The sequence below is a fragment of the Bacillus sp. FSL W8-0519 genome, assembly GCF_038005585.1.
In the GTDB taxonomy this organism is placed as follows: domain Bacteria; phylum Bacillota; class Bacilli; order Bacillales; family Bacillaceae_G; genus Bacillus_A; species Bacillus_A paranthracis.
This window is the reverse complement of sequence record NZ_JBBOTL010000001.1, coordinates 3,795,586-3,807,659: the sequence shown is the minus strand read 5'-3', so window position 1 is coordinate 3,807,659 and position 12,074 is coordinate 3,795,586. Positions and strand designations below refer to the sequence as shown.

At 36.1% G+C, this 12,074-nt stretch carries 16 protein-coding genes; 11 read left to right on the top strand and 5 right to left on the bottom strand.

All coding sequences use genetic code 11. The features are described from left to right. Positions 1-10: 10 nt before the first annotated feature. The 3 genes from pdhC to NST14_RS19780 all read left to right on the top strand — a co-directional run bounded on the left by pdhC (position 11) and on the right by NST14_RS19780 (position 3,185). Positions 11-1,300 (top strand): pyruvate dehydrogenase complex dihydrolipoyllysine-residue acetyltransferase, encoded by a 1,290-nt coding sequence (pdhC, locus tag NST14_RS19790; protein ID WP_000863427.1) that lies wholly within the window; start codon positions 11-13, stop codon positions 1,298-1,300. Positions 1,301-1,305: 5 nt separating this feature from the next. Further along, a complete protein-coding gene (gene lpdA / locus NST14_RS19785; protein ID WP_000260111.1) occupies positions 1,306-2,718 on the top strand; it encodes a dihydrolipoyl dehydrogenase in 1,413 nt (470 codons plus the stop codon). A gap of 239 nt (positions 2,719-2,957) precedes the next feature. Then, on the top strand, positions 2,958-3,185 hold the full coding sequence (locus NST14_RS19780) for a hypothetical protein (protein ID WP_001221351.1): 228 nt from the start codon (positions 2,958-2,960) through the stop codon (positions 3,183-3,185). 1 nt (position 3,186) lies between these two features. On the opposite strand, the gene NST14_RS19775 is transcribed toward NST14_RS19780, so the two are convergent. Then, positions 3,187-3,579, bottom strand: a complete 393-nt coding sequence (locus NST14_RS19775; protein ID WP_001163309.1) for a DUF1885 family protein — start codon at positions 3,577-3,579, stop codon at positions 3,187-3,189. 127 nt (positions 3,580-3,706) lie between these two features. Here NST14_RS19775 and NST14_RS19770 point away from each other — a divergent pair, with 127 nt between their 5' ends. The 4 genes from NST14_RS19770 (at position 3,707) to NST14_RS19755 (ending at position 4,689) form a co-directional block, all read left to right on the top strand. Then, positions 3,707-4,003, top strand: coding sequence for a DUF3055 domain-containing protein (locus NST14_RS19770; protein ID WP_001993838.1), 297 nt, complete (start codon positions 3,707-3,709; stop codon positions 4,001-4,003). A 195-nt stretch (positions 4,004-4,198) separates the two neighbouring features. Beyond that, complete coding sequence (locus tag NST14_RS19765; protein ID WP_000536778.1) at positions 4,199-4,327, top strand: GapA-binding peptide SR1P; 129 nt, start codon at positions 4,199-4,201, stop codon at positions 4,325-4,327. A 59-nt stretch (positions 4,328-4,386) separates the two neighbouring features. Then, complete coding sequence (locus tag NST14_RS19760) at positions 4,387-4,515, top strand: GapA-binding peptide SR1P (RefSeq protein WP_000536805.1); 129 nt, start codon at positions 4,387-4,389, stop codon at positions 4,513-4,515. A gap of 45 nt (positions 4,516-4,560) precedes the next feature. Further along, entirely contained in the window at positions 4,561-4,689 is a 129-nt protein-coding gene (locus tag NST14_RS19755) for a GapA-binding peptide SR1P (protein ID WP_000536793.1), read from the top strand. A 34-nt stretch (positions 4,690-4,723) separates the two neighbouring features. Here NST14_RS19755 and NST14_RS19750 read toward each other — a convergent pair whose 3' ends face one another. Both NST14_RS19750 and speA read right to left on the bottom strand, forming a co-directional pair. Then, on the bottom strand, positions 4,724-5,554 hold the full coding sequence (locus tag NST14_RS19750; protein ID WP_000635351.1) for a protein-glutamine gamma-glutamyltransferase: 831 nt from the start codon (positions 5,552-5,554) through the stop codon (positions 4,724-4,726). Positions 5,555-5,629: 75 nt separating this feature from the next. Further along, on the bottom strand, positions 5,630-7,102 hold the full coding sequence (speA, locus tag NST14_RS19745) for an arginine decarboxylase (RefSeq protein WP_000084881.1): 1,473 nt from the start codon (positions 7,100-7,102) through the stop codon (positions 5,630-5,632). Between the two features lie 365 nt (positions 7,103-7,467). Between speA and NST14_RS19740 the strand changes: the two genes are divergently transcribed. After that, on the top strand, positions 7,468-7,737 hold the full coding sequence (locus NST14_RS19740; protein ID WP_000456556.1) for a UPF0223 family protein: 270 nt from the start codon (positions 7,468-7,470) through the stop codon (positions 7,735-7,737). 81 nt (positions 7,738-7,818) lie between these two features. Here NST14_RS19740 and NST14_RS19735 read toward each other — a convergent pair whose 3' ends face one another. Further along, positions 7,819-8,445 carry a YktB family protein gene (locus NST14_RS19735; protein ID WP_000175082.1) on the bottom strand — a complete coding sequence of 209 codons (627 nt, stop codon included), beginning with the start codon at positions 8,443-8,445 and terminating at the stop codon, positions 7,819-7,821. 206 nt (positions 8,446-8,651) lie between these two features. Between NST14_RS19735 and NST14_RS19730 the strand changes: the two genes are divergently transcribed. Together NST14_RS19730 and NST14_RS19725 are read left to right on the top strand one after the other, a co-directional pair. Continuing rightward, positions 8,652-8,840, top strand: coding sequence for a hypothetical protein (locus NST14_RS19730; protein WP_001250164.1), 189 nt, complete (start codon positions 8,652-8,654; stop codon positions 8,838-8,840). Between the two features lie 88 nt (positions 8,841-8,928). Next, on the top strand, positions 8,929-9,729 hold the full coding sequence (locus NST14_RS19725) for an inositol monophosphatase family protein (protein WP_001158692.1): 801 nt from the start codon (positions 8,929-8,931) through the stop codon (positions 9,727-9,729). A 104-nt stretch (positions 9,730-9,833) separates the two neighbouring features. On the opposite strand, the gene NST14_RS19720 is transcribed toward NST14_RS19725, so the two are convergent. Beyond that, positions 9,834-10,013: a DUF5325 family protein gene (locus NST14_RS19720; protein WP_000400127.1), complete on the bottom strand. Its 180-nt coding sequence runs from the start codon at positions 10,011-10,013 to the stop codon at positions 9,834-9,836. A gap of 140 nt (positions 10,014-10,153) precedes the next feature. Between NST14_RS19720 and typA the strand changes: the two genes are divergently transcribed. Beyond that, complete coding sequence (typA, locus tag NST14_RS19715) at positions 10,154-11,998, top strand: translational GTPase TypA (RefSeq protein ID WP_000914763.1); 1,845 nt, start codon at positions 10,154-10,156, stop codon at positions 11,996-11,998. The last annotated feature ends 76 nt before the right edge of the window (positions 11,999-12,074 follow it).

Sequence of the window (12,074 nt, the reverse complement as noted above, 5' to 3'; positions counted from 1 at the left end):
GCTGAATTCCGTGGCATTTGAATTTAAACTACCAGATATCGGTGAAGGTATCCACGAAGGTGAAATCGTAAAATGGTTTATTAAACCAGGCGACGAAGTAAACGAAGACGACGTACTTCTTGAAGTACAAAATGATAAAGCAGTAGTAGAAATTCCTTCTCCTGTTAAAGGTAAAGTACTTGAAGTACTTGTAGAAGAAGGTACGGTTGCAGTAGTTGGAGATACATTAATTAAATTTGATGCTCCTGGATACGAAAACCTTAAATTTAAAGGCGACGATCATGACGAAGCTCCTAAAGCTGAAGAAGCAAAAGAAGAAGCTCCTAAAGCTGAAGCTACTCCAGCAGCAACTGCAGAAGTAGTAAATGAGCGCGTAATCGCTATGCCATCTGTTCGTAAATATGCTCGTGAAAACGGCGTAGACATTCATAAAGTAGCTGGTTCTGGTAAGAACGGTCGTATCGTAAAAGCTGACATCGATGCATTTGCAAATGGTGGACAAGCAGTAGCAGCAACTGAGGCTCCAGCAGCAGTAGAAGCTACTCCAGCAGCAGCGAAAGAAGAAGCACCAAAAGCACAACCAATCCCAGCTGGTGAATATCCAGAAACTCGTGAGAAAATGAGTGGTATCCGTAAAGCAATTGCGAAAGCAATGGTTAACTCTAAACATACAGCTCCTCACGTAACATTAATGGATGAAGTAGATGTAACTGAACTTGTTGCTCATCGTAAGAAGTTCAAAGCTGTGGCAGCTGACAAAGGTATTAAATTAACTTACCTTCCATACGTTGTTAAAGCTTTAACATCTGCATTACGTGAATACCCAATGTTAAACACTTCTTTAGATGATGCTTCTCAAGAAGTAGTTCATAAACATTACTTCAACATCGGTATCGCAGCTGATACAGACAAAGGTCTATTAGTACCAGTTGTTAAAGATACAGATCGCAAGTCTATCTTCACAATTTCTAACGAGATCAATGATCTTGCTGGTAAAGCACGTGAAGGTCGTTTAGCTCCTGCTGAAATGAAAGGCGCTTCTTGCACAATTACAAACATTGGTTCTGCAGGTGGACAATGGTTCACTCCAGTTATCAACCACCCAGAAGTAGCAATCCTTGGTATCGGCCGTATCGCTGAGAAACCAGTTGTGAAAAACGGTGAGATCGTTGCAGCTCCAGTATTAGCATTATCTCTAAGCTTTGACCATCGTTTAATTGACGGCGCAACTGCTCAAAAAGCATTAAACCAAATTAAACGTCTATTGAATGACCCACAATTATTAGTAATGGAGGCGTAATAACAATGGTAGTAGGAGATTTCCCAATTGAATTAGATACAGTCGTTGTTGGTGCAGGTCCTGGTGGATACGTTGCGGCAATTCGTGCAGCACAATTAGGTCAAAAGGTAGCGATTATTGAAAAAGCTAACCTTGGTGGCGTATGCTTAAACGTTGGATGTATTCCTTCAAAAGCGTTAATCAATGCAGGTCATCGTTATGAGAATGCAATGCATTCTGATGACATGGGTATCACTGCAGAGAACGTAAAAGTTGACTTTACAAAAGTTCAAGAATGGAAAAACGGCGTAGTTAAGAAATTAACTGGCGGTGTTGAAGGCCTTCTTAAAGGTAACAAAGTTGAAATCATTCGCGGTGAAGCTTACTTCGTAGATGCTAACACATTACGCGTAATGACTGAAGATGCAGCTCAAACTTATACGTTTAAAAATGCTGTTCTTGCAACTGGTTCTACACCAATCGAAATTCCAGGATTCAAATACTCTAAACGTGTTATCAACTCTACAGGTGCTTTAAGCTTACCTGAAATTCCTAAAAAACTTGTTGTAATCGGCGGCGGTTACATCGGTATGGAATTAGGTACTGCATATGCTAACTTCGGTACAGAAGTTACTGTAGTAGAAGCTGGCGACGAAATCTTAGCTGGTTTCGAAAAAGCTATGAGCTCTGTTGTTAAACGTGCTCTACAGAAAAAAGGTAACGTAACAATCCATACAAAAGCTATGGCTAAAGGCGTTGAAGAAACAGAAACTGGCGTAAAAGTTAGCTTCGAAGTTAAAGGTGAAATCCAAACTGTAGAAGCAGATTACGTATTAGTAACTGTAGGTCGTCGTCCAAACACTCAAGAAATCGGTCTTGAGCAAGTTGGAGTTAAAATGACTGACCGCGGCATCATCGAAATCGATGAGCAATGTCGTACAAATGTACCAAACATCTATGCAATCGGTGATATCGTTCCTGGACCACCATTAGCTCACAAAGCTTCTTACGAAGGTAAAGTAGCTGTAGAAGCAATTAGTGGCCATGCGTCAGCTATCGATTACATCGGAATTCCTGCAGTATGCTTCACTGATCCAGAATTAGCATCTGTTGGTTACACTAAGAAACAAGCTGAAGAAGCTGGAATGACTGTAACTGTATCTAAGTTCCCATTCGCTGCTAACGGTCGTGCATTATCATTAAACAGCACTGACGGTTTCTTACAACTTGTAACACGTAAAGAAGATGGTCTTCTTGTAGGTGCTCAAGTTGCAGGTGCAGGCGCTTCTGATATTATTTCTGAGATTGGTTTAGCTATCGAAGCTGGAATGACAGCAGAAGATATCGCTCAAACAATCCACGCTCACCCAACATTAGGTGAAATCACAATGGAAGCAGCTGAAGTTGCTCTTGGAATGCCAATTCACATTGTAAAATAATTTAAGTAATGAAAATAGCCCATCTCTTATTTAAAGAGATGGGCTATTTTTTATTTTATAATAAAAGTGGCTTGCAAGGTCTTTATACGTACTTGTCGAATGAATATATAATAATTTAATTGAATTGTTAAAACATATATAAATCCAAAAGCCATATATATGCTTTCGTGTAATATGTAATTGATTCAAACTTAATACCATATATTAATAAAATAGAGCATGTCAAAGGAGAAGGTTCCATGAGAATATTACATGTTATATTTTATCATTTTTTATTATGGAGTGGTTTTTCCGTTGTATTATCATTGTCAAATGGTGATAAGTTGCATTATAAAGTTATTCTATTTTTTGTATTTCTTTATTTAGCATATGTGATCGCATATTTTGTATTGCAAATTAGAAAGCAGGCATTATTCCTTACGTGTTCAAATTGCATACTTTTCTTAATTATATTTTCTATTTTTTAAATTAACGTTTATAGAAATACATTGTTCTTCCATTAAATAATTTTAACTCTCCTTCTAATTTCTTCGCTAGAAAACGGCAAAATTCATTTGCTTTTCCTTTATCACCAAATGTTGCATTAGGTGGTAAAGAAACTTGAATATAAGTTTGTTCCTTTTCTATACCGACACCAACATAAATGGAGTCATATCGATCGTGAGTAGATTGTAGTTTGAATGTTGTTGCTGATGTATCTAAAATTTCATACGGAAAAGCGGTATTTGTATAAGCGTAATTAATTTGAACACCGGTTTTGGAAGTAACTGTTTTATAATAATGAAAAAGTTGTTTTATATCATCTATTGAAACAGATTGTTGATTGGATTTAGGTACAAGCGTAATAAAGGCATGTTGCATATAAGTTCCCCCTAACTTAGTAGAATACTCTCATTCTACATCCTACTGAATTTTTTGACAATTAAAAGGAGTATTCCTTTTTTTGTTTAATATACTAATGAAAGGTGATGTAGAAAGGTGGAAACCGATGTTTGAAAAATTGTATGATGAGCATGAAAGTGTGAAGGTACGATTTTTGGGGTTTATGACACATGATAATCGTTATGATTTTGGTGTTATTTATACAAATATGTTCTTTGGAAAGCCACTTATTGTTTGCATGCAAACAGGAAGGTCTACTTTACTTGGACGAGATGATGTAGAGAATGTTCAACATTTACAGGAAGTTTTCAAATTAGGCTCAGAAGAGGAAGCAGCTGAGTTATCTCAGTTTTTCTCATTTCTAGTTCCATCTACATCTTTGCATGCGGAATACGAAGAATAAATAATGTAAAACAGTCGTACGTATAAATATGGCTGTTTTTTTATTTGAATATCGCACACTAATTTAAATTTAAAATATTTAATGTGTTATACTAAAAACCTATTGACGTAAAAAGTATAACATATTAAAATAAAGACAGAAAGTTAAGCGGTTACAAAAAGTTTTTGGGATTATAAACTTAGGGGGAAATGAAAAATGGGAACAATCGTATGTCAAGATTGTGAAGGTACAATTGCACACTTCGAGGATGAGAAAGTAACAGTACTTTACGGGAAATGTGGATCTTGCGGATGTGATCACACAGAGCATACAAAAGCCCAATAATTGATAGGAAATGGACAGCTGAAAGTTTTTAGGACCATAAACTTAGGGGGAAATGAAAAATGGGAACAATCGTATGCCAAGTATGTGAAGGAACAATCGGACATTTTGAAGATGAAAAAACGACAGTGCTTTACGGAAAATGCGGAACAAATTGTGACTGTGCTAGTAGAGATAATGCGAAAGCTTAATGATAAATAAATAGATTACTATTAAAACTCAGGGGGAAATGAAAAATGGGAACAATCGTATGCCAAGTATGTGAAGGAACAATCGGACATTTTGAAGATGAAAAATCAACAGTACTATACGGGAAATGTGGATCTCATTGCGACTGTGACCATAAAGAACATTCAAAAGCTTAAATAAAAAAAGCGCCTACATATGTAGGTGCTTTTTTTAATAAACTGTAGTTGTGTTGCCAACTGTTGCAACAATTGCATCATCTCTAATCGGAATAAATCCTATGGATGTCTGTGGTGTGCTAGGAGAAGCATGGTAGCTCATGAGACGGCTATCAATACGGGTAATAGTATCGGTTAAGAAAGCGGAAATGAAAGCGTAAGGGACTCGTCGCTCATTTAATGCGTATATAATTTCTTCTTTTGTTTTTACACCTACGCCATGCCCATAAAAAAAGAAATTTCCTAGATAGATAGTATTTTCTCCTTGCCACTCGATTGTAGCTGGATTCACTTGTGGATTTTTAAAGTAAACGAGATCACCTGGGACAAGATCGCCACCTGTCTTTGTTATGAGCTTTAAATCTTGATCGTAGTCCCACGTATAAAGTAAAAGGTTTGCAAAGAGACGGTTGAAAGTTTCTTCCTCATATAATGCTAGTAAAGCTTTGTAAAAAATAATGATCATAGCGGTGGCACATTCAGTTCCATATAGTTTTCCGTTTTTGAAAATATCTTGTATGGCAATGGAAGGGGGTATGTTTGGAAGGAGCTCGAATCCTCCAAGAGATGTTCTTTTCCAATACTGAGGGTTACAAAAAGATTGTTGAAATGTACGAAACTGAAAACCACTTTGAAAAAGTTCTAATGCAGAAGTAATAATATTAACACGCAAATTTAGATCAAAGCTGAGTTCACCAGATGTTCGGAAGGAATAGATTTCTTGATTTCCTGCCATTATAGATAAAATTTGTTGTTTCTCATTTGCAAATGGCTCATATTCATTTGTGATATAAGGATGTACAATAGAACGGCCTATTACAATCATAATAGTATCCCCACCTATACGTTACATTACATAATATCGTATGAGAAAAGGCCAAAAGGGTGAAAGAAAAGCCTATCAACTGATAGGCTTGTACTCTTTAATCACGCGTAATGTTTGTAATGTCATATCTTCAGGACCTTGTACAGGTAAACCTGCTTCTAAGTTTTTACGAATATAATCTAAGTTATCTTGTGTAATAATTTCCCCCGGAGTAAAGATTGGAATCCCTGGCGGATAAACCATAACGAAATCAGCTATAATACGACCTGCTGCATTTTCAAATGGGATGACTTCTGTTTCCGAATAAAAAGCATCTCGAGGAGAAAGTGCTAACACAGGTATTTCTGGAATTTCTACTTGCACTTGAACACCTTTATCAGCTTTATTTTTAAATGTTGCTGATAAATCTTGTAATGCCGCAATAAGTGTATTCGTTTCACTTTCTGTATCCCCAAAAGTGACAAGACATAGTATGTTGTATAAATCTGAGAGTTCTACTTCAATGTTATATTGCTCTCTAAGCCATACTTCAGCCTGATGGCCTGTAATACCTAAATCTTTTACAGATACAATTATCTTTGTAGGATCATAGTTAAAAGTAGCATCCGTACCTAGCATTTCTTTCCCTGGACAGTAAAGATGTTCAATATCATTTATAGCATTACGAACTTGTTCCGCTAATTGTATTGTTTGTTCTATGAGCGCCTTTCCTTCTGTAGCAAGACGTTTTCTAGCAACATCTAGGGAGGCTAACAAGATGTAAGACGTTGATGTAGTCGTAAGCATGCTAATAATAGATTGAACATGTTTTACGTTCACAAGGCCTTCTTTTACATTAAGAATAGAACTTTGCGTTAAAGATCCACCTAATTTGTGAACACTCGTTGCTGCCATATCTGCACCGGCTTGCATCGCTGACATCGGCAGTTCATCGTGAAAATGAATATGAACACCATGAGCCTCATCAACGAGTACAGGGATATCGTAAGAATGTGCTAATTGTACAATCTGTTCTAAGTCCGCAGCAAAGCCAAAGTATGTTGGATTAATAACAAGTAAGCCTTTCGCATCTGAGTGCTCTTCAAGTGCTTTTTTGACAGATTGGATTGTGATTCCATGTGAAATACCAAGTTTTGGATCGATTTCAGGATGCATGAAAATAGGTTTTGCACCTGAGAAAATAATAGCTGACATTACTGATTTATGCACGTTTCGTGGCACTAGTATTTTGTCACCAGGACCGCAAACGCTCATCACCATTGTCATTATTGCGCCACTTGTACCTTGAATAGAAAAGAAAGTATGATCCGCACCAAATGCAGCGGCTGCTAAATCTTGTGCTTCTTTAATCATACCTTTTGGATGATGTAAATCATCGAGCGGCGCAATGTTAATTAAATCAATTGCTAATGCATTATGCCCAATAAATTCGCGAAATTCAGGATCCATGCCTTGCCCTTTTTTATGACCTGGAATATGGAATTGAATTGGATTTCGCTTACTGTGCTCAACTAAAGCGGTAAACAATGGTGTTTCGTATTGGGACAATCTATACACCCCTTCTTTTTTTATATTTATTAGAGTTTGTTTTATATAATCTTGTTCTAAAAAAGTTACGTTCTTTTTTAGAATGAGACTTGTTTTTCTGCCATTCACAAAAGCTTTTTTGAGATGGGAGCTTCACTTTATTTCCTATAAAACAAAAGCATTATATCACCAATAATTATAGATGTATAGCAAAAAATATTTTTACGGTGAGTATGTTAAATAGTAGCTGCCTACTAACTTCTAGTGGAAGGCAATTCCATTAAAATGAATAAATAGTGTATAATGCAAAGTGACTATAGTGAAGTAGAAAAAATCACTTTAAGATAGCGTATTGAAATAAGAAGAAATGATAAATGAGGTGCGAAATGGAATATCAATATCCGTTAGATTATGATTGGTCAAATGAGGAAATGGTTACAATTGTGAAGTTTTATGAAGCGATTGAGAAAGCATATGAAAAAGGAATTGTAAGAGAAGAATTAATGGGTTTATATCGTCGTTTTAAAGAGATTGTTCCATCGAAAGCAGAAGAAAAGAAAATTGATAAAGAGTTTCAAGAAGTAAGTGGATATTCTATATACCGTGCGATTCAGAAGGCTAAAGAAATTGAAGAAGAAAAGCTTGTGAAAATGTAAAAAATATTTTGAAAAATAAAAACTGAAGTGATATAATGTGATAACAACTAAAAACGGACAATATAAATTGTCCGTTTTCTACTATCGATTACAAAGTGCATATAAAGGAAGGAGTGATTGCATCGTAGATTCAATCTTAGCAAGGAATTGTTCGTTGGTCATTGCTGAAAACTCCTCTGGTGATATATGAATACCAACTAATAATTCTGCTTTTTTTACAGTAGCTAGACGTTCAATCATCTTTTGTAAATCATTTGTTTCAAGTGTTTTATGTAATTTTACACTTGGTTTAGTATGGTCAATGGACCAAACGAAGTCATTTGGAATATTTGTTTTTAAATCATTTATATGTTCTAAGAAGGCGTGAGCCGTCTCCACTTTTTGTGGACACTCATAGATTAAACCAAAGTATATGAAGGCATGAGTACCCCATAATCCAATTTGGAAATGTGGTAGCATTTTATATCCGCGTTTATTTGTTGAAAAAGCAACCCAAGTATCGTTTGGTGGATTGACTTTGCGACGTGCGTGTTTTGCTACATGATAAAAAAAGTTCTCATCAGTTTGTTTGGATAAATACGCTGCAAACTGTTCCCCTAAAGCTTCTAGCTTAGGATGAATGTTCGTTTTAATTGCACTCATTCGTTCTTCGAGACCATCAACTGTAAAGACCTCAAAATCAGTTGATTTGAATGTTTGTAGTGTCATGATTGTTCCTCCAACTCCTATTTTGCTTTTATTTTAGCATAGCTTGTACTATTCATAAAAAAAACAGCACAAAAAAATTTAAATAAAAAAATATAATTTTGTTGCATAGATGATTTATCCAACATAGTATAGTATAAAACAAAAAATCAGAAAATTTAATTAATTCTAGTCCGAGGGCAGACGAATATTGGGAGGAGGCAAATATTATGAGACAGGTGATTAATGCGTTAAAGAGAACAGATGCTGAAAAGAGAATACCGGTGCTACGTTTGGAGCTAGATTATGAATTAGCAACTTTATATGATGCAATGATGGAAGATGATAAACAGAAAAAAGAAGAGTGTGTACAAAAGTTAGAAGTGTTAAGACTTGAAATGATTCGTTTAGAAGCGTAATAATAGTATATGTATAAAAAATTAGTTGGTGCGAACCTTATAAAGGGTTCGTTTTTTCTGTGAACAGTATAGATCGGAGTGTTTAAACATGCAAGAAGTATGGAAAGACATCGATGCACACGCCAAACAGTGGATTCGGGATGCGGGAGAGCATTTAATGGCATCAATGAAAAAAGCACTTATTATAGAAACAAAATCAAATGCAGCTGATTTAGTAACAAATATGGACCGAGAAATAGAACAGTTTTTAATTGGGAAAATTAAAGAAACATTCCCACATCATCATATTTTAGGTGAAGAGGGCTATGGAGACGAGGTAACTTCTTCTGACGGGGTTGTTTGGTTAATTGATCCAATTGACGGCACGATGAACTTTGTTCACCAAAAAAGAAATTTTGCAATTTCAATTGGAATTTATGAGAACGGTATCGGAAAGATTGGACTTATTTATGATCCAGTTCATGATGAATTATATCATGCGTTAAAAGGGGCTGGAGCATTTTGTAATGAAGTACCGATACCTTTATTAGAAAAAGGTACTGTAGAGCAAGGTATTGTAGCTTTAAATGCGATATGGCTTACCGACAATCCATTGCTTAATATGGAAAGTATGATGGCACTTGTTAAGAAAGCAAGAGGCACGAGATCATATGGCTGTGCAGCATTAGAGATGGTATACGTTGCAACTGGAAGAATCGATGCATATGTAACGCCTAGGTTATCGCCATGGGACTTTGGCGGGGGACAGATAATTGTAGAGGAAGTTGGAGGCAAGGTAACAACATTCTCCGGAGCGCCACTTTCTATCGTAGAGAAGAGTAGCGTATTAGTTGCGAAGCCAGGGGTGTATGAAGAAGTGTTATCGTTTATCCCGATTGGTGAGGGCTGATAATCAGTGGGAGATGAAGAAAAAAACCACTGATTAAAGTTTAACTTTATATCCAAGTAACAAAAAAAGTAAGAGGCTGTATACAGGCTTCTTACTTTTTGACGTTATTGCGATTTACGCATTTTTCTTTTTGTTACAAAACCGTATCCAACTGTAACAAATGTGCCGATAATGCAAATAATAATACCGATTGGACTATTTTCAGCAATCATAATGCCGATACCAATTAAGAAAATAACACCGATAATTGCAGTTAATAAAAAGCGATATTGAATGTGTTCCATTTCTTCACCCTCCAATCTCATTTTACTTTCACAAAAGTAAGAATACAACTATATTTTCATTCTTGATTTTATTTTAATTGCTATTGTATCCCCTTCGCTCTTATAATAGAGAAGGATTAAAAAGACATTAGGAGTTGGACATGTTGAAAAAACGACAAGATTTACGTAATATAGCAATTATTGCCCACGTTGACCATGGTAAAACAACACTTGTTGACCAGTTATTACGTCAAGCGGGGACTTTCCGTGCGAACGAACACGTTGAAGAGCGCGCAATGGATTCAAATGATCTAGAAAGAGAGCGCGGTATTACAATTTTAGCGAAAAATACTGCGATTCACTATGAAGATAAAAGAATTAACATTTTAGATACACCAGGTCACGCTGACTTCGGTGGAGAAGTAGAACGTATTATGAAAATGGTTGATGGTGTTTTACTTGTTGTTGATGCATATGAAGGTTGTATGCCACAAACACGATTTGTTTTAAAGAAAGCTCTTGAGCAAAACTTAACTCCAATCGTAGTAGTAAATAAAATTGACCGTGACTTCGCTCGCCCTGATGAAGTAGTTGATGAAGTAATCGACTTATTCATCGAACTTGGTGCAAATGAAGATCAATTAGAGTTCCCAGTTGTATTTGCATCAGCAATGAACGGAACAGCAAGCTTAGATTCAAACCCAGCAAATCAAGAAGAGAATATGAAATCATTATTTGATACAATTATTGAACATATTCCTGCACCAATTGATAACAGCGAAGAGCCACTTCAATTCCAAGTAGCACTTCTTGATTACAACGACTATGTTGGACGTATTGGAGTTGGACGCGTATTCCGCGGTACAATGAAGGTTGGACAACAAGTTGCTTTAATGAAAGTAGACGGAAGCGTAAAACAATTCCGCGTAACAAAATTATTTGGTTACATGGGATTAAAACGTCAAGAAATTGAAGAAGCAAAAGCTGGAGACTTAGTAGCTGTTTCTGGTATGGAAGACATTAACGTTGGTGAAACAGTATGTCCAGTTGAACATCAAGATGCGTTACCATTATTACGTATTGATGAGCCAACACTACAAATGACGTTCCTTGTAAATAACAGTCCATTTGCAGGTCGTGAAGGTAAATACATTACATCTCGTAAAATTGAAGAGCGTCTTCGTTCACAATTAGAAACAGATGTAAGTTTACGTGTAGATAATACAGAGTCTCCTGATGCATGGATCGTATCTGGACGTGGGGAACTACATTTATCTATCTTAATTGAAAACATGCGTCGTGAAGGTTATGAACTACAAGTATCTAAGCCAGAAGTAATTATTAAAGAAGTTGATGGCGTAAGATGTGAGCCTGTAGAGCGTGTACAAATCGATGTACCTGAAGAATACACTGGTTCTATTATGGAATCTATGGGTGCTCGTAAAGGTGAAATGTTAGATATGGTGAATAACGGAAACGGTCAAGTTCGCCTTACTTTCATGGTTCCAGCACGTGGTTTAATTGGTTACACAACAGAATTCTTAACATTAACTCGTGGTTACGGTATTTTAAACCATACATTCGATTGCTACCAACCAGTACACGCTGGACAAGTTGGTGGACGTCGTCAAGGTGTTCTAGTTTCACTTGAAACAGGAAAAGCATCACAATACGGTATTATGCAAGTTGAAGATCGTGGTGTAATCTTCGTTGAACCAGGTACAGAAGTATATGCTGGTATGATTGTCGGAGAACACACTCGTGAGAATGACTTAACAGTTAACGTTGTGAAAATGAAACAACAAACTAACATTCGTTCTGCGACGAAAGATCAAACTTCAACAATGAAAAAACCACGCTTAATGACTTTAGAAGAATCATTAGAGTACTTAAACGATGACGAGTTCTGTGAAGTAACTCCAGAATCAATTCGTTTACGTAAAAAGATTCTTGATAAGAGCGAACGTGAAAGAGCTGCTAAGAAAAAGAAATCTGTAGAAGCGTAAAATAGTAAAACAGCTACCTTTAATTAAGGTAGCTGTTTTTTTATGTTTATTTTTTAGAATATTTACTCTTTTTGTG